Origin of the sequence: Brevibacterium oceani, assembly GCF_017948325.1 — a bacterium.
GTDB classification, from domain to species: Bacteria; Actinomycetota; Actinomycetes; order Actinomycetales; family Brevibacteriaceae; genus Brevibacterium; species Brevibacterium oceani.
This window is the reverse complement of sequence record NZ_CP072846.1, coordinates 2990313-3008404: the sequence shown is the minus strand read 5'-3', so window position 1 is coordinate 3008404 and position 18092 is coordinate 2990313. Positions and strand designations below refer to the sequence as shown.

Annotated in this window: 15 protein-coding genes and 1 other RNA gene; 13 read left to right on the top strand and 3 right to left on the bottom strand. The window is 61.6% G+C overall.

Features of this window, described 5'->3' with window-relative positions; translation table 11 throughout:
* Positions 1-867 precede the first annotated feature (867 nt).
* Positions 868-2481, bottom strand: coding sequence for an AAA family ATPase (locus J9314_RS13390; RefSeq protein WP_210602828.1), 1614 nt, complete (start codon positions 2479-2481; stop codon positions 868-870).
* Between the two features lie 108 nt (positions 2482-2589).
* On the bottom strand, positions 2590-3231 hold the full coding sequence (locus J9314_RS13385) for a hypothetical protein (protein ID WP_210602826.1): 642 nt from the start codon (positions 3229-3231) through the stop codon (positions 2590-2592).
* 209 nt (positions 3232-3440) lie between these two features.
* Between J9314_RS13385 and J9314_RS13380 the strand changes: the two genes are divergently transcribed.
* The 3 genes from J9314_RS13380 to J9314_RS13370 all read left to right on the top strand — a co-directional run bounded on the left by J9314_RS13380 (position 3441) and on the right by J9314_RS13370 (position 7010).
* The gene (locus J9314_RS13380; RefSeq protein WP_210602825.1) at positions 3441-4229 is read left to right on the top strand and encodes an SAVMC3_10250 family protein; all 789 of its coding nucleotides are present in this window, start codon (positions 3441-3443) and stop codon (positions 4227-4229) included.
* Positions 4230-4736: 507 nt separating this feature from the next.
* The gene (locus J9314_RS13375; RefSeq protein WP_210602824.1) at positions 4737-6158 is read left to right on the top strand and encodes an AlbA family DNA-binding domain-containing protein; all 1422 of its coding nucleotides are present in this window, start codon (positions 4737-4739) and stop codon (positions 6156-6158) included.
* Positions 6159-6779: 621 nt separating this feature from the next.
* Positions 6780-7010, top strand: coding sequence for a hypothetical protein (locus tag J9314_RS13370; protein ID WP_210602823.1), 231 nt, complete (start codon positions 6780-6782; stop codon positions 7008-7010).
* A gap of 158 nt (positions 7011-7168) precedes the next feature.
* Here J9314_RS13370 and J9314_RS13365 read toward each other — a convergent pair whose 3' ends face one another.
* On the bottom strand, positions 7169-8293 hold the full coding sequence (locus tag J9314_RS13365; protein WP_210602822.1) for a TadA family conjugal transfer-associated ATPase: 1125 nt from the start codon (positions 8291-8293) through the stop codon (positions 7169-7171).
* 570 nt (positions 8294-8863) lie between these two features.
* Here J9314_RS13365 and prfB point away from each other — a divergent pair.
* The 10 genes from prfB to J9314_RS13315 all read left to right on the top strand — a co-directional run bounded on the left by prfB (position 8864) and on the right by J9314_RS13315 (position 17958).
* Positions 8864-9988 carry a peptide chain release factor 2 gene (prfB, locus tag J9314_RS13360; RefSeq protein WP_181273223.1) on the top strand — a complete coding sequence of 375 codons (1125 nt, stop codon included), beginning with the start codon at positions 8864-8866 and terminating at the stop codon, positions 9986-9988.
* 157 nt (positions 9989-10145) lie between these two features.
* A complete protein-coding gene (ftsE, locus tag J9314_RS13355) occupies positions 10146-10835 on the top strand; it encodes a cell division ATP-binding protein FtsE (protein WP_181273224.1) in 690 nt (229 codons plus the stop codon).
* Positions 10832-11746, top strand: coding sequence for a permease-like cell division protein FtsX (gene ftsX / locus J9314_RS13350; RefSeq protein WP_210602821.1), 915 nt, complete (start codon positions 10832-10834; stop codon positions 11744-11746). The genes ftsE and ftsX overlap by 4 nt, the downstream gene beginning before the upstream one ends.
* Before the next feature lies 1 nt (position 11747).
* Positions 11748-12977, top strand: a complete 1230-nt coding sequence (locus tag J9314_RS13345; protein ID WP_181273226.1) for a M23 family metallopeptidase — start codon at positions 11748-11750, stop codon at positions 12975-12977.
* Between the two features lie 173 nt (positions 12978-13150).
* Entirely contained in the window at positions 13151-13621 is a 471-nt protein-coding gene (smpB, locus tag J9314_RS13340) for an SsrA-binding protein SmpB (RefSeq protein ID WP_166973083.1), read from the top strand.
* A gap of 149 nt (positions 13622-13770) precedes the next feature.
* Positions 13771-14148, top strand: a transfer-messenger RNA (tmRNA) gene (ssrA, locus tag J9314_RS13335).
* Positions 14149-14300: 152 nt separating this feature from the next.
* Positions 14301-14858 (top strand): hypothetical protein, encoded by a 558-nt coding sequence (locus J9314_RS13330; RefSeq protein ID WP_210602820.1) that lies wholly within the window; start codon positions 14301-14303, stop codon positions 14856-14858.
* A gap of 89 nt (positions 14859-14947) precedes the next feature.
* The gene (locus J9314_RS13325; RefSeq protein WP_210602819.1) at positions 14948-16228 is read left to right on the top strand and encodes a sensor histidine kinase; all 1281 of its coding nucleotides are present in this window, start codon (positions 14948-14950) and stop codon (positions 16226-16228) included.
* Positions 16225-16860: a response regulator gene (locus tag J9314_RS13320; protein WP_181275907.1), complete on the top strand. Its 636-nt coding sequence runs from the start codon at positions 16225-16227 to the stop codon at positions 16858-16860. Before J9314_RS13325 ends, J9314_RS13320 begins: the two co-directional genes overlap by 4 nt.
* Before the next feature lie 87 nt (positions 16861-16947).
* Entirely contained in the window at positions 16948-17958 is a 1011-nt protein-coding gene (locus tag J9314_RS13315) for a DUF418 domain-containing protein (RefSeq protein ID WP_246490391.1), read from the top strand.
* The last annotated feature ends 134 nt before the right edge of the window (positions 17959-18092 follow it).

The window sequence follows — 18092 nt, the reverse complement described above, 5'->3', positions numbered from 1 at the left end:
CGAGTCGTGTGAAAACGAATTCCCGTTCACCAATGCCTACGGGTGGGTGATCCTTTGTAGCCCTGGAGATGACTGCCTGTCGAGGAGGAATCAGGCGGTCGCCCGCATCAGTCTTGGTGTCGCATCGTTGAAAGCAGGACCAGCTTGTTGCACACCCTGTATCGTTTGTTCGCCCCCACCGTCAACTCTCTCGTCTTCCGACCTGCCAAGAACGAAGTGGGTGGGCGCGGTACAGAGTTCTGCACTTTTCGGCCGGATTCTCAACGTGACCTGTGCAAACGGCTCTGCGGATCTTCCGCCGTAACCTGTCTCCGCAGGAGTTCGCATGCGTTTCCACAAGAATTCCGCTCCCTGTGCCTGTCCCGTTAGCGTCTGCCTTCTGGCCTGACCTGTCCTGCGCACTATCTGGCCTGACCGGAATCCGCGCGCCGGGGCCTCGGGCGACAGGTGTCATCGGTGACGTCGCTCCGGCAGAGCTTCGCACCCGGTTGGAGCGCCGGACTGAGCTCGACTTTCCCGTTGTGTCACGGTGTGTTGGGCGTGATGCGCCGGTGTTTGCTCTCGTTCTCGCCGGCGGCGAATGCGCTGGCCCGGTAGCAGGAGCCGTTGTCGATCACGATTCGACCACGCAGGTGAGGTAAAAGCACGCCGTAATTTCTCCGGTCCTCAATCGGGGCGAAATCCGCGAGCGGCGGCCCGTGCGATGGTGAGCCTTCCGTCCGCGGCCGTGGACTTAGGCCCGACTTTAGATTCGATGCCTAGTGCCGTGGTTTGGAGACGAACGAGTATCGGGACCAGATCGGCTCCGAAGCTCCGCCGCGACGACTCGATCTGACCGCTCTTGAACCTGTGGCTGGTTCGAACCAGCTAAGGAATGCTCTGTGACGGAGGAAGCGGCAATGACGGAAGCTTGGCGCGCAGAGATTTCAGGAGAGTCGCGTCGTCACGTAGCCTCCCGAGTACTGCTTGTTGATATATTGCTCGGTTAGGATATTTGAGCGCCTTACTGATCGCATCGAGTGCTGGGCTGTCGCGAACGGAGTATGCGGTGACGAGGACCTCCCAGTTACTTGCATTCACAGCCTTCTCGAGGGCGTCGAGCTGATCTTGGTAGGGGGAGTCCACAGTCAGATTTAAGGAAGCTCCAGTATTGGGAATTTCTGACCTTGACGGCAATTCGGACTGAATGCGGCGGTGCAGAATCTTCTCAGCGTTCGCTGCTGCGAGATTTGATTGCACCTCCAGACTAGCGATCTTGGCGACTCCGGCTCGTAACGCGTCATCGAAAAGTGTTTCCGCTGACGAGCTCAACTGACGTTCCTGCCATTTTGCCATCGCCTGGATGACTTCAGGGAGAAAGTAGAGTGACTCGACCTCGTTGACCGGTAGGGCGAGGATTCCCTGCTCCTTTAGTTTCTCTGTTTCGGCAGAAGTACGGGCATCACCGTCTACGATTCCGGCTGCAGTTATCCAATGAAGCTCAGCAGCTCGTCGGAGACTGCTGACCATCTGGATGATCTCTCGGCATGAGCCGACAGATTGGATCGACCAACCAGGAAAAAGAAGCTCGTAGAGTGATGAGTCGAGACTCGCGGGCGTGCCCTCGACGAACAGGATTCGATCGCGGCCGCCTAGAACTGCATGCCGTGCTTCCTCAGGTATTGGTGCCTGCGTAGGTAACTCCTCGAGGTCCCACCCCGAAACGTTTGGCTCGTTCCATGCTACGGCGCGAACAATCATTGTGTGCGCTGACTCGTGGCGCAGCCTATCAACGAGGTACAGATCATGAGTGAAGACCACGAATCCGCAGTCCGGCCGATCAGTGACCATCTGGCCGACTAGGGACCCAGAGATCGAACGGTGCAAATGCCGTTCGGGTTCGTCCAGGATGATGACCGTGCCCTCGTCAGCAAGCACCACCTCAGCGGCGAGCAGGAACCCTGCCTTCTCACCATCAGACATCTGTTCGATCGGGTATTGATGTCCGTCCTTTTGCACAGCGAACGACATGTTTGGTCCGATATGGAACGTCAGCTCCAAGCCGACAGCCTGAAGTAGACAGGAGATCCGCAACAAGGGGGAAGACTCCGGTTTCTCGGGAATAGAACCGCCGTCCACTAGTTTGGCAACTCGAGAATTTCGCTCGTTCTCGGCACTCATGAGACGAAATAGGAGGCCGGCAGTTCGGTCGTCCCCCCGGACATCCCGGTAGCGCGATGTCGGTTCACGGTCTTCGTAAGACAAAGTGGTCGAGATGTTCGTGAAGTACGAAGCGGTCGTCTCTGGGCCCGATGAGGACAGCCACAACCGGCGGTGAGCGAGAAGGCGCACGGTAGGTACGTTCTCAGGAACCTGCTTGTGCAGCCAGTGGCTGAGTGCGGACTTCCCTGTGCCGTTTGCTCCGACGAATACTGCTGATTCGCCAGGGGAGAGCGAAAGAGAGAACGGGGTGCCGCTGAGAGTCGGAATGTCCCAGGCCATAAGTGAACTCATAACAACAGAATGAGGCATCCCAGCGGCGGTGTCACGCTGAGGTCGAATGCGTGCGCCGCCAAAGGAGTGTGAGGCTTGTCCCTTCTTCCGTCCCTACTAATATTCTCGACCGGAAGGCTTTGGCGATTCGATTCTTGACCCGCGATTCGGGCCGTCGCGGCGGGGCATATAAGGAGCAGCGATCCGGCGCTCACGAGATGCCCTGACTATGCTGGCCCTGCCCGCCTCGTCGCGCACCATCTCTAGACTCACTACTTCGTCATTGGCATAGATCCTGAGTACTTGGACCAGCTCTGCGACTTCGATGTAGGTCAGCGATTTCTTGCTGCTCTTATCAGATGCCACGAAGATGCCTTCCAGTCGGTGGGGCGGCTCTTCACTGGCGCAGAACGAGAACACGAGACTATGCACGACACGATTACACAGCTCTCGGACAGAGATTCTCTCTTGCTCGACCTGGTCTAGGTCGAACATCTCCCAGAACTCGTAGCGGTTCCAGAAGTCCGGTTGCGGCCCCACCAGACGATGCGAGAGCACCTGTACGAGTTCGCCCCGGGCCTCATCGCTGATCTTTCCTGGCGTGTCCAGAAGCTTTCGCATGGCGAAACTTGCGATCATGACGTCGCGCTCCAAGAGGAAACCCGTGCGTTCAGTCCATCGCCTCTGGCTGGCTCTCCTTTCTACGTCGTCAGCGATCCTGTGTAGGGCCTCTTTCCAAGGGACGGAGTTGTCAATCATCTATGTACTCACCTCGTGCTGTCGCTCGGATTCTTGAGTGACAATTCACAGCCCATCTTTATCGTGCTCAACCCTATCTCGGCTCACCTCAACTTTATTCGCCAGATCTCGTGTTCAGGTACAGGGATATCCGTGGGCAGATGGAGGGTGCGCCTGCTCGACCGAGGCAGTTCATGCGCTGTGTCAGGGGCGATTGGCACGATGGTTCCATGTTCTGGCAGCGACGCAACATAGAAGACTACCTTTATATTTCCGTGGGCAAGATCGCCGGCATTGATGCAGGGCCAACCTCCGTGCAGGTGGCTGCTGATGTTTCCTTTTCTTTGGGTATTGATGCCGCGAAGCTCCAGTTTGGCGGACACGCGATCGACGAGCGTCCGGTTCATATGAAGTACCTGGAACAAATTCGTCCGATTCTTGAAGCATGCGCATACAGCTACCGCGATCCGATGGTGGAGATTGGGGACTGGGTCAAGTTCAAGACCACCATGCACTGGGCGACGATGCACCCCGACTCGGGACGAGATGGAGAAGACCGGGTCGTTGTCTTCGTTACGCCCTACCCTCAGCCGGAGGGGGGCGACGATCTCATCTTGCTTGGGTCCACGTGTCATCTGACAGACAGAACCGGATCCGTCGGTCGCATGGGCTCAAACAGCGACACGCTTTATGAGATCGCGAGTTCACCTGACCTCGACACCCGGCCGTGCTGTGGTTTGGACTCGAACGCTGCGGAAGCAGCCTGCCAACTGGACCGCATAGTTACTGAAGAAGGTCCCCGGTGGCAGGCGCAGCAGGTCGAGGGCTTCGCGAGAGTGCTGCACGTAGTTGACTCGATCAACGTCACCCGCTCCGTCGTAGCGACGCCGCTATACGTGAAACTCACCGATCCGACCTCATTCAGGTCACGCAGACTTGCAAGGAAGCGCCGGAAGGCCATCGAGAAGCACGGTGTCGAGTTCATTCCTGGTAAGTACAGAAAGTTGAAGTACACCTGAAGCGCAGGCGTAAGTTGTTCGGCCTGATTACAGTCCCAGCAACGCGAAATCCTAGAAACAACACCGCGAAGAATCTTGGCAGATACAACTTCATGGCTGAAGTGTCGACAATTTTCGCCGACTCGATGAGCAACTTCGCGCGTAACATTGAGGGGGCATAGCGGGGGACGAGTGATGGAAAGTACCCCAATCTGCGCTACCTGTTCTAGGTGCTCTAGGCTTCGGTTCAAAAATGTCACCATCGGTCGTGCATGAAATCGCGACCGCAGCCGGTTTTCTCTCGATATGTTCGTTTCGGCACGCTCGATCTCGCACACCCTGTATCGCCTGTTCTCCCCGGACAGGAGGCGAGCAGGGCGAGCCTGCGCTTGCGTTCCTGGCTGATGCAGAGTACTCCGAAACTCTTCGCCTGCTATCGCTACTCTGTGGGATGTTCTGCCACGGCTGGCGTCGCGAATCCCGTTGAGTTTTATGGGAATGTCAGTGGTGTAAGGGACAATTTTCCGTATGGATGCTGATCTGTCTCGCTTGCCTGTTGGAACATCCGGCTGGCTTACACTCGTCAATTACGCGCTGGAGCTGGGCGATCTGTCTGAGGTCGACTATCTGGAGTTGAAAGGCTCGTTGTCGTTCACCGACCGGCAGAGTATGAAGCGCTCCGCCGTTGTCTTGAGCAGGGCGATCTTGGCGATGGCAAACCGCATGCCCGACCTTGCAGAGAAGCATTTCAGTGGGTCGGGTGTCGTGTTCGTCGGCATAGACCAATCGCAGACGCTGGTGGGAGTCGATGCAGTGGATGCAGCGGTACTGCGGGATCTTATCGAGCCCTATGTCGGCGAGGACGGTCCGACGTGGGACCACCAGTTCATCAACCACCCGGACGGTCTAGTGCTGGCGGTTATCGTCGATCCTCCGCAGTGGGGCGATCGTATCCATCCTTGCCGTAAGGATTATTCCGACGACGCTTCCAAACTTGCGATTCGCGACGGCGAGGTGTTGGTCCGTGTGCCGGGCAAGAGCCGTCCCGCAACCAGCTATGACCTGATGAACTTGGAGCGACGACGCGTCAAGGCTCCGCACACTGGTGCTCAAGTGCAAGTCACTTACTCTGGGGCCTTTGACCGGACAAGCCGCGCTAACGTCCGCGATCTCATCGAGAATATGGTCGGGACCGAGGTAAATGCACTGATCGAAGGGATCCCTAACTCAGTCACGCGGAGTTCGTACGTTCCTGGTATTCAAACGATCCTGGATCAGACTTCAGTTCGTGCCGACAGGCGTAGCACCGAGCAGTTTCGTGCCGATGTGGAGCAGTGGCAGAAGGAGTGTCGCGACGCCACCGAGCGCGTAGTAACGGAGTTCCTGCTCCACACGCTCGATCACGGTACGTTCGTGATTCGCAATGAGTCGGACCGCTACCTCGAGAACGTCCGTGTGGAAGTATCGTTCGGGTCAGACGTTACCTTGTTGATGGCATCAGACTCTGACTACTGCGATCACGGAGGCCAGTTCAAGCCGTTCCAGATTTTGCCCGAACGTCCTCCGAAGTACGGCGACCTCAAGCCATACGGATTCGATCACAGCGGACTCTATTCGGGTATCAAACCCGCAACTCTGAGCCACCCCGCGCCGAACATGGATCTGGAAGCGACTCCCGATGGATACGTCGTTTCTTGGTACGTCGGCGACCTGCCTCCTCGAGCGACGATAAGCGCAGATGAGGAGTTCGCGATGTTCACTGACGAGAACCTGCGCGTACACAATCACGGACCGACGAAGGACCACCACGCGGCGATGCCGACCGAGATCGGTGGTACGTGGGAGGTGACGGCTCGCGCAGTGGACTACGTGTTCCAGGGTGAGGTTACGGTCAATTGCCGGCAAGAGGCTGGAACACTTCTACTGTGGCAACGCGGCACGTCAACCTAGTAGGAGCCGACCACGCACCGTCAAAGGGCCCCTAGCCCGGATGTTTATCCGTGGCGATCGACGACTTTTGACGCTTTCGTCGCCCCGCAGGCGACTGTCCCGCTCTTCCACGGAACTCATCCTGAGGCGGGTAGGGGAGCGGTGCAGTCGATGAAGTTTTCGGAGCACTTCGGCATCCGTCTCTGGCATTGCATCGCCTGAAAGTCGCGAGTGGGCGTGCTACTCGTCCCATAGCCCGGAGTCGCAGCTTTCCCATATCACCGTATTACTGAAGGATCAATGCTTGACCTTCCGAAAAATCCGGAAGGAGGATAATTTCTTGGAGATGTCGTTACACCCCAGACGCGAGTCGCAGCGCACTACTCTGCTTGCCGACGTCATCGTTGTCGCCGCCGCACGTGCCGGGTGCTCGCTTATTTCAGGCCCAGCCGCGCGGGACCCCGAGGTCAAAGACGAGAACCCCTCGCCGACGCCGTCGACCTCCGACGAGGTACAGCGGGCCGCACTAGAAGAGGGATCGGACGCCTACTGCGCCGTGGAGGACGACTACGAGGGTGGCTGGAGGGACGTCGGCGGCGGTCAAATGGCCTTTGCCTTTCTGCAGTGTTCGTCGGATCAAACGTGGAGACCAAGAGCGAGATGCGCAGGGAGTCGGCGAGCTCGATATTCTTTACTTATTCGGAGGGCAAGATCCTGCTGGCCTCCACGCCACTCGGCACTGGCAAGCTTGCCGACGGCGAGGTGACCAAGGAGTCTATCAAACTGGTCGCCGAGGACCTCCGGGGCGGCTGGCTGGTGCACAAGTGCGGTCCCGAGACGACAATGGAGATCACGCCGATCGGGTACAAGTAGCTTTAGTGCCTGGGCGACGACGTCTGGTACACGAAGTAGTGGACGGTGTGAGAGCTGTCCTGCGACGGCGTCAACCCGCTGTCGAAGGACCGAATCACTGCTAGGTTCTCGGCCCAAATCAAGGTCGGGGACCAGACCGTCCACACGACGATGGGCAACTACCTCACCAGGCTGCCGAGGACATTCGCTATCCCTGGGGGTGCGACCGATACTCCCGATCCCGGCATGGCGGTACTACTACGAGCACCACGTTTGGAAGTAGAGTGCCAAACAGGGTGCGCAAAGAGACAGTACGATTTGCACCTTCCCTTTGAACTGTTCGCCCCGGCGAGCAGGGGCAGCGTGCAGATCTTCGTGATCGCCGCGCGAGCGGAGTTCGCGTGCAGCGTCGACATTCCGGCCAGGCCCGAATTCAAGGCGATGAGCATGTCGAGGCTCTCGGCCTCGCGGACCTCGCCGACGATGATGCGGGTCGGGCGCATGCGCAGGGCCTCTTTGACCAGGGCCCGCAGGGTGACCTCGCCGGTGCCTTCGAGCGAGGGCTGGCGGCACTGCATCGGCACCCAGTCGCGGCTGGGCAGGTTGAGTTCGAAGACCTCCTCGCAGGAGATCGTGCGCTCGCGGGCCGGGATCGAACCGGCCAGGGCGTTGAGCATGGTGGTCTTCCCGGCCTGCGTCGCCCCGGAGACGAGGATGTTCGCTCCGCAGGCCACGGATGCGTCGAGGAATGCGGCGGCGCTCGGGGTGAGCGAGCCGTTCGAGACGAGATTTTCCAGATTGCGGGGACGGGCGATGAACTTGCGGATATTCACGGCCGGGTGGCTGCGCGTGATGTCGGGCAGCACCACGTGCAGGCGGGAACCGTCGGGCAGGATCGCATCGACGAAGGGCTGCGAGAGGTCGACGCGACGACCCGAGGTGCGCAGCATCCGCTCGATGAGGTCGTCGAGTTCAGCGGAGCTGAGCTTCGTCGTCGTCAGCTGGTGGACACCGTCGACGGCGATGAAGACTTCGCTGGGACTGTTGATCCAGATCTCCTCGACGTGCGGATCGTCGAAATAGTCCTGCAGGACGCCGAATCCGGAGAGCTGATTGTCGATATGCCTGAAGGTCTCCTCCTTGTCCTCGAGGAGGGGCAGGTCGGCGACGAGGCTGCGTTCGTCGTATTCGGCGATGACGGTGCGGATGAGCTCACGGGAGCGCTGAATATCGGCGCGCGGGTCCACATCGAGATCCCTGATCCGTTTGTGGACCTCGCTGGTGATGACTTCGGTGGCTTCCACAGTGAACCCTTGCCCAGACCATTCAAATGACAGCGAGATTTGCTGTTTAACCTAGCTGTAGTCGAATGAATAATCCAGAGTGTTTGCGAATCTGTGGATAACTTCTGCGCGAGTTAGCTAATGACATGGATGTAGTTACAGAATATGTCTTTGCATGCGGGTGAGGGTGGAAGCGGAGTGTGCTCGGGGCAGGGCTGACCTGCTGTGCGGGGCAGGTCTGTCGTACTGTGCGGGGTCTGTCTGCCGGTCTCGGTGTCCAGTTGCGCAGGCGCCCATTCCGGTATACATTCTCTTCACCAGTTCTCGCGATGAAGCGACTCGAGCCGCGCCGCCGGCGGGATGAATAGGATCTCCCGCCGGCGGCGCTTTTGGTTCCCGGTGTGACTGTCCGGTCTGTGCTGCCGGCCGCGTCGGTCTTCGCCGACGGATTGTGCCGGCGCGTCGGCGGGCTGTGCGGACGTTCGCAGGCGGGCGGCGCGGAAACGGCGGATGCACGCCGAGGTGGCCCAACCTCGGCGCGCATCCGCCGTTTCCTGCCCCGGGGAGGGCATGCACTAGAATCGAGGTATTATGGCCTCCACTGATTACTCTTCCGAAATCGCCAACCTCCGTCAGACGTACAAGGCGATTCTCGACGTGTCCGACCTGGACAATCTGCGCGACGAGGTCGCCGAGCTCACTGAGGAGGCGTCGTCGCCGACCTTCTGGGACGACCCGGATTCGGCGCAGAAGACCTCGGCGAAGCTTTCGCACAAGCAGGGGACTCTGGAGAAGCTCGAGAAGTTCGGGCAGCGGATCGACGATGCCGAACTCCTCGTCGAGATGTCGCAGGACGAGGGTGACGCCGACTCACTCGAAGAGGCTGATCGGGACATCAAGAAGCTGCGCGATCAGCTGGCCGAGCTCGAGATCTCGACTCTGCTCAACCACGAGTACGACGAACGCTCGGCCGTTGTCACCGTGCGTTCGGGCGCCGGCGGCGACGATGCGACCGACTGGGCGCAGATGCTCACCCGCATGTACATCCGCTGGGCGGAGAACCGCGGTTACGGCGTTCAGGAGCTCGACACCTCCTACGCCGAAGGCGCCGGAGTGAAGTCCGCGACGATCCAGATCAACGCTCCGTACGCCTACGGCACGCTGTCGGTCGAGGCCGGCACCCACCGCCTCGTGCGCATCAGCCCCTTCGACAATCAGGGCCGCCGGCAGACCTCCTTCGCCGCGGTCGAGGTGGTCCCGCTGATCGAGTCGACCGACCACATCGAGGTCGACGAGAACGATCTGCGCATCGACGTCTACCGGTCATCAGGGCCCGGCGGGCAGTCGGTGAACACGACGGACTCGGCCGTGCGCATCACCCACATCCCCACCGGCGTGGTCGTGAGCATGCAGAACGAGAAGTCACAGATCCAGAACCGTGAGGCCGCGATGCGCGTCCTCCAGTCACGACTCCTCGAGCGCAAGCGCCAGGAAGAGGCGGCGCAGAAGAAAGAGCTGGCCGGGGACATCAAAGCCAGCTGGGGCGACCAGATGCGCTCCTATGTCACGCACCCGTACCAGATGGTCAAGGACCTGCGCACCGGCTACGAGGTCAACAACCCCTCGGCCGTCTTCGACGGCGACCTCGACGGACTCATCGAGGCCGGCATCCGCTGGCGCAAGGAACAGGAGATCGCCGAGGAGGCCGAGGCCTGAGCTGACCGCCGCCTCGGTGAGGGCATCGCCACAGTCCGACGCCCGACTGTGAACTTCATCAGATCGCAACACACGCCCGCTCGCCTCCCGGGACATCGCGGAACTGTTACGTACAGTGGAATCGGCCGAGCCACCCGCGACATGATTGAAGACCGACTTGATCAGATTCGACTCCGTTTCGAAGTCCTACGACACACGAACACGTAAGGCACTCGACGACATCTCGTTCGAGGCCGACCGCGGTGAATTCGTGTTTCTCGTCGGAGCCTCCGGTTCGGGAAAGTCCACGGTCATCCGTCTCATCCTCCGGGAAGAGGTTCCGACTGCCGGGCGGATTCATATCGCGGGCAAATCCGTGGTGAAGATGCCCAGCTGGAAGGTGCCCTATCTGCGGCGGGGGATCGGAACCGTGTTCCAGGACTTCCGCCTGCTGCCGAACAAGACCGTGTTCGCCAACGTCGCCTTTGCTCTGCAGGTGATCGGCAAGTCCCGCGCTGCCATGTCGACTCTGGTCCCCGATGTCCTTGAGACCGTTGGCCTGGCCGGGAAGGAGAAGCGCTATCCCAGCGAACTCTCCGGCGGTGAGCAGCAGCGCGTGGCCATCGCCCGTGCCGTAGTCAACAAGCCTGGGATCCTGCTCGCCGATGAGCCCACGGGCAACCTCGACCCGACGACGAGTGCCGACATCATGAGTGTGCTGGAGAAGATCAACCGCAACGGGACCACGGTGCTCATGGCCACCCACGACGGTGAGATCGTCAACAGGATGCGCCGCCGCGTCATCGAGCTTCGTGAGGGCGAGATCGTCCGTGATGTCGAAGAAGGCACCTACGGAGTCGCCTCATGAGGGCCGGCTTCATCCTCTCCGAGGTCGTCTCGGGCCTGCGGAAGAACTTCTCCATGGTCCTCTCTGTCATCCTCGTGACCTTCGTGTCCCTGCTCTTCGTCGGCGCCGCGATCCTGCTGCAGATGCAGGTCGGGCAGATGAAGGACTTCTGGTACGACCGAGTGCAGGTCTCCGTATTCCTCTGCCCGTCTGACTCGGAAGCGACGAACTGCGTCGACGGTGAGGTCACCGGTGATCAGAAGGAGCAGATCAAGGCCGAACTCGAAAGCTCCGAACTCGCCCCCTACGTCGACAAGGTCTACTTCGAGGACAAGTCCGAGGCCTACGAACACTTCCAAGACCAGTTCAAGGGCACCAGTCTCGAAGGCACCGTGCCCAAGGACGACATGAACGAGTCCTTCCGGGTCAAACTCAAGGACGCCGAGAAGTACGACATCATCAAAGAGACGTTCTCCTCGACACCCGGAGTCGAAGAGGTCGTCGACCAGAACCAGCTGCTCGACCGGCTGTTCGGGGTGCTCAACATCGCCACCATCGTGGCCGTGGCCATCGCCGGCATCATGCTCGTGTGCGCGATGCTGCTCATCGCCACCACCATCCGCCTCTCCGCGTTCTCCCGACGCCGGGAGACAGGCATCATGCGACTCGTCGGTGCCTCGAACACGTTCATCCAGATGCCGTTCCTCCTTGAGGGAGTCATCGCCTCGGCGATCGGCGCGACACTGTCCGCCGGCGTGCTGGGTGTGCTCGTGCACTTCGGCATCAGCGGCTGGCTGCAGGGGCAGGCGACCGGGTTCAGCCTCATCTCCGGCTGGGACGTCCTCCTCATCGCCCCCGTGCTCATCGTCATCGGCGTGATCATGGCCGGAGCCTCCTCGCTCATCACCCTCAACAAGTACACGAAGGTCTGAGATGAAGCACAGGCTCGGACTCGCCGTCACCGCGGCTGTACTCGCGCTGGTCCTGCCGACCGCCTCGGCGGTGGCCGACCCCAGGGACGACAAGAGCAAGGTCGATGACCGCGTCAAGGAACTCCAGCAGGAATTCGAGGGACTCGACGAGGATCTCGCTCGCGTCATCGCCGAACGCGATGAGGCGCAGGAGAAGCTGCCCGACGCGGAGGCGGAATCGAAGGCCGCCGACGATGCATTGGCTGAGGCGATCGAGAAGGATCAGGACATGGCCGCGCGGCTGACCTCGGCCGAGAACGCGCAGAAGGATCTCAAGTCATCGATCAAGTCGGGCACCGAGGAGATCGGCAAGCACAAGACTTCGGCCGCGCGCATCGGCCGTCAGGCGTACCAGAACTCGGGCATCACCTCGGACCTGGCGATGCTCCTGCAGATGGCCGAGGGTACGAGCGCCGACGGCGGCATCGGGCGGGTGGATTCGGCTGTGCGCAGCCAGCAGCGCACGATCGACAAGCTCTCCGAGCAGCGCGCACTGAACAAGAACAATGAGGAGCGCCTGTCGGGCGTGACCGAGAAGATCTCCGACCTCAAGGACGAAGCCGCCGAGGCTGTCGTGGCCAAGGAAGCCGCGCAGGTCGATGCGAAGAAGAAGGCCGACAGCCTCAACGATCTGATCTCGGCGAAGGACGATGCGGAGAAGACGATCTCCGACAACAAGGCCACGACCGAGAAACAGCTCGCCGATGAGAAGGCCGAGCAGGACCGTCTGGCGAAGAAGGTCCGCGAGTGGGAGAAGGAGCAGGAGAAGAAGGGCAACTTCACCTTCGGTGACGGTGTGCTGGCCAACCCGGCCAAGGGCTACCCGATCACTTCGCCGTTCGGCTATCGCATTCACCCGATCACGGGGGCGAAGAAGCTGCACTCCGGAACGGACTTCGGTGTTCCCTGCGGCACCCCGATCCACGCGGCCGGCGACGGCGTCGTCGTCGGGGCCGGCTGGACGGGCGGCTACGGAAACCGGGTGGTCGTCTCCCACGGCAAGATCAAGGGCGACTCGATCGCTTCGACCTACAACCACAACACGAAGGTCAAGGTCCACGCCGGCCAGAAGGTCAAGAAGGGCGACGTCATCTCGATCTCCGGCACGACCGGCGCCTCGACCGGCTGCCACCTGCACTTCGAGATCATGAAGAACGGCGGCTACGTCAACCCGATGCCCTACATCTCCTGACCCCATTTGCTACCCGACGGCGGCCCAGCAACCTTGCGCAAGGTTGCTGGGCCGCCCTCGGGTAGCAAATGGAGGGGCTTCGGCGTTGGGGCCCTGGCCGGGATGGGCTAGAATGGACGGCTGTGTGCGCGAACGCGTCCACCAGCGATGAAGAAGCAGAGAGGAGGCCGGTCATGCCGAAGGACACAGGCAAGAAAGTCATTGCGAGGAACCGCAAGGCACGCCACGACTATCACATCGAAGACACGTGGGAGGCCGGTCTCGTGCTCACCGGCACCGAGGTGAAGTCGCTGCGCGAAGGCCGGGCCTCGCTCACCGACGGATTCGCGCTGATCTTCCAGAACGAGGCATGGCTCGAGGGCGTCTACATCCCCGAATACATGCAGGGGACCTGGACGAATCACACCGCGCGCCGGCGTCGCAAGCTGCTCCTCCACCGAGAGGAGATCCTCAAGATCTCGCAGAAGGTCAAGGAATCCGGCCGAACCCTGGTGCCGCTCGAACTCTACTTCGACGGATCTCGGGTCAAGGTCGAAATCGCTCTGGCCAAGGGTAAGCGCGAATGGGACAAGCGCCAGGCGCTGCGCGAGGCGCAGGACAAGCGTGAGGCCGAGCGCGCGATGAAGTCCAAGCAGTTCCTCTAAGCCTCGCCGAGGCGGTCGTGACGGTGGCCGTGGCCGTGCGGAATACGATTGGCTCGGCCGGTGTTGAGCGAGTATGCTGGTGTTCCTGTCCAGCCGAGAAACCCGCCTCAGCGGGCGCCAGAGCGAGGACAGGATTGGTAACAGAATATGGGGATGATCGGTTTCGACGTTGGACACTGCGTCGGGAGAAGCGGGCCGAGAATGCAGAGTCATCTCGTTAATGTCCTCTGCAAAACAATAGGTGCTAAGTCTAACAACCGCACCGATTTCGCCCTCGCTGCCTGATAGAGCGCGAGCTGCGAATCCGTCAGCCTAGAGTTGCCTCTGCTCTAGATCCTGGCGTCGCTTAAGAGGCCACTGCTTCAGGCACATGTTGGGGGTGCCTGAGGGACTCTTACTCAACTCCGTTCGTTGGCTTACGTGTTCGTGCGATAGCCAGAACCTAAGACACTAGTTCACGAACTGCGCCCGGAGAAGTCCTGACAATCTGCCGACGGACGCGGGTTCGATTCCCGCCATCTCCACTGTGAAGAGCCCTGGATGCCTTGCGGATCCGGGGCTTTTCTGTACCCATCCGGCCGGACGGCCGATATCGATCAGCCGATCGGCTGAGGTCCGCGGGGTTGCGAACCGGAAAGATCGTCATTGTCACGATCTGAAACATCCGGAAGGAATCCCCATGAAGAAGGCGATCATCGCCCTCGCTGTCGTCTGTTCGCTCCTCGCTGTGATCATCGGCGGTCTCGTGTTCGGAGAGCAGAAGGCGAAATCCGACCTCGAGGGTCAGGTCGGCGAGTTCCTCGACGAATGCGGCGTCACAGCCACATCGATCGACGTCCACGGTCGACCGTATCTTCTCTATGCGGCGAAAGGGGACGCCGACCTCACTTACGCCGACCTCGACCCGGTCGACGGCACGAACAAGGACCAGCTGCTCATCCATCGCCTCTCACATGGGACGGCCGATCGGCTCACCCGATTCATCACGTTCGACTACCCATCCGCCGGGGCCACACCGGTGCTCAACGATGACGGATCCTACTCCGAATTCGCCACGATCAAAGGCAAGAAGGTGACGTTCTCCGCGCAGGCTGATGGCACGAGGCTGCAGGTCTTCGCGGACGGTCGCCCTGCCGGTGAGCTCAAGCTGCCTCAGTCGGCTGAGGTCAAGGGAGTATCGGCTCAGGAGGTCGGAATCGGCGTCGAGATCGAATATTCCTCGTCCAGCTGCCGCTGATCACCCCGTCAACACCGACTGCCCCAGCTGCCGCCGAGTACCCCGGCAACCCCGAACGCCCACGGCGTCCCCGACTAGACTGAGACCCAATGAGACGAATCATCGCTTGGCTGTGGCTGGTCCCGGTGCCGCTGACGTTCGTGTTCGAGCTGTTCGTGAACTCGGACCCGATGCTGACCATCGGAAACGTCCTCGCCGTCGGCGCGAGCCTGCCCATCCTGATACGGGTGCAACGGGCGACTTGCGGTGTTTCGACGTTGTGGATCGCCGTCCTCGGACTCGTGATCGGTCTCGTCTTCGCCGCCTGGGCCCAGACGATGAGTCTGACCGTGATGTGGCTGAGTCTGGTCGCCATGACGATGTTCACCCGACTTGCCACGAGTTGGGTGAGTGTCGCGTTCATCGTCCTGCTCGCTGCCGGCAACGCCGTCGTTCCATCGCTCATGCCCGACGGGCTGATCTTCAGTCTTGCGGCGATCATCGTCATCGTGGTGGCCATCTCGATCGGTCTGATGCTGCGCTTCGCAGACCGTTCCCTCACCGAGCGGCAGGCCACCGCCGCCGAGGCGGAACGCCGTCGCATCGCCACCGAACTCCACGACCTCATCGCCCATGAGGTGACCGGAATCGTCGTCCTCGCCCAGGCCGCCGGCCGCAGCGACAATGCGGCGCTGACCTCGACCGCCCTGCACAGGATCGAAGAGTCCGGGACCCGAGCCCTGACTGAGATCCGCCGTCTGGTCTCTGACACCCGGGCGGAAACCGGGACGCGCGCTCCGGTCGCCTCCGGGCCGCAGTCGCTGCGGGACCGGGTCACCGCCTACGGCGATCAAGCAAGCATCGATATCGCCGACGGTCTCGACAACCGCACTGGATCGAACCATCAGGTCGGATCGGAGTCTTCGGGGGAGACCAGTGGTGCACCCACTCCGACCACCCCGGGCCCGGCCTTGGGGCTGGACGAGCGCGTCTGGCCGGTCCTCGACCGGGTCCTCGTCGAATCACTGACAAACGTCCGCCGCCATGCCGGCTCCGACGCCGCGGTCGCCGTCCGCCTCGACCGCGACGAATCGCATCCGGAGACACTGGTGATGACGGTGACGAACGGCCCGGGCACCGGAGGGGTCGGAGCCGGAAGCGGTACGGGACTGAGCAGTCTGCGGACCCGGGTGAGCCACCTCGGCGGAACCGTCGAGGCCGGACCCGAACCCGACGGCGGCTGGAGCGTACGCACCCGCCTGCCCGGGGCAGCGGGAACATCAGCGCAAGCATCGGCCCAGCCGCCGGCCCAGCCGCCGGCCCAGCCGACGGCCGAGCCATCGGCCCCGCCGACGGCACCATCTTTCGAACAGCCGGAGGAACCCCGATGATCACAGTCGCCGTCGTCGATGACCAGGAGATGGTGCGGATGGGGTTCTCCCTCATCCTCGACGCCGAGGACGGCATCTCTGTGATCGGCCAGGCCGCCGACGGCGTCGAGGCGATCGAACTCGCGAGGAGGGACACACCGGATGTCATCCTCCTCGACATCCGCATGCCCCGCCTCGATGGGCTCGCCGCCCTGCCGCGACTGACCGAGCATTCGAAGGTCATCATGGTCACGACCTTCGACGACGATGACTACGTCGACGCGGCACTCGCAGGCGGTGCGAGCGGCTTCCTGCTCAAGGACGCCGGCGCCGACCTCCTCATCGCCGGAGTCAGGGCCGCAGCCAACGGCGATGCGCTCATCTCGCCCTCGCTCACTCTCGACCTGCTCAGCCGTCGGGCCGCGACACAGAGCACGGACACGCGCGCGGTCGACCGGCTGAGTGAGAGGGAACGTGAGGTCGCGAGGCTCGTCGCCATCGGGCGGACGAATCAAGAGATCTGCGAGACCCTCTTCATCTCGCTCGGCACCGTGAAGACTCACCTCGGGAGCATCCAGACTCGACTCGAAGCCCGCAACCGCGTCGAGATCGCCGCAGCGATGTGGGAATCCGGCGTGATGAATCGGCCGTGACCAATCGGCCGAACGGCTGACCCTGTCCGGACCGAATCGGCCACCGAGCCGATGTCCCGAGTGCCCGCGGCGACGAGGATGGATGCCATGACAACAACACCGCAAACCATCGACAGCCCACCTCGCCGCCGTTCCAGGATCGTCGCCCTCGACGTGGTCCGCGGCTTCGCCCTCTGCGGGATCCTCCTGGTCAACCTGCCGCCCATGTTCGACCTCGGCGTCGACGGTCAGGCGATGGACTTCTATCGGGTCTACGAGGATGTCGTCCAGAATCGCTTCTTCCCGATCTTCTCCTTCCTCTTCGGCATCGGCTTCGGCCTGATGTGGCTGAGCGCGACTGAGCGCAGCCCGCGCCCCCGGCTGGCCCTGCTCCGCCGCTTCGCGTTCCTCGCGGTCATCGGCGGCCTCCACCAGCTCCTCCAGCCCGGCGAGGCGCTCCTGCCCTACGCGGTCGTGGGCATCGTCGTCCTCCTGCCCACGACCTGGATTCCGAAACGCTGGCTGACCATCTCCACCGGCATCCTCGGTGCAATCCTGCTGGTCGCTGCGATCATGACCGGGGGAGGGATCACGACCATTCCCGGTCTCTTCCTCCTCGGCCTGGCCACCGGCTGCAGCGGGCTCATCCGCCGCGCCCTCGACCACCCCGGACGACTGGCCCTGCTCGGATCGGTCGCCGCGGTGATCAGTGTGGCTGGATTCCTCGTCACCGACTACGAGACACGGCAGATCAACCAGTGGATCAACGCCGGCCTGGGCATCACGATGGCCTTCACCTACGTCGTCATCGTCGTCCTGCTCCTGCGCACCCCCGCCGAGGTGGTCCTGCGTCCCGTGCTCTCCCCGCTGGGGCGAATGGCGCTGAGCAACTACGTCGGAGCGACGCTCCTCATCGTCGCGGTCCGTGCGGTGACCCCTGATCTCAGCCGGTTCGATTCCCATGGCGGTTACCTCGCCGGCCTCATCATCTCGATCGGGATCCTCACCCTGCAGGTCATCGTCTCGGCGGTGTGGCTGCGGTTCTTCGGGCAGGGTCCGTTGGAGAAGCTGTGGCGCTACGTCACCTGGGGTCCGAACCGCGAGTCCGTCGCCGCCTGAGCTAGAGGTTCTGCCTGAAGCCGTCAGCTCTCCCGGCACACCAAGTGGGTACAGATTGCACATTTTCGAGTCGGAAATGGCAATCTGTACCCACTTGTCTGTGCCGCGGCGTCCGTAGGACGGTGAAGTCCGGG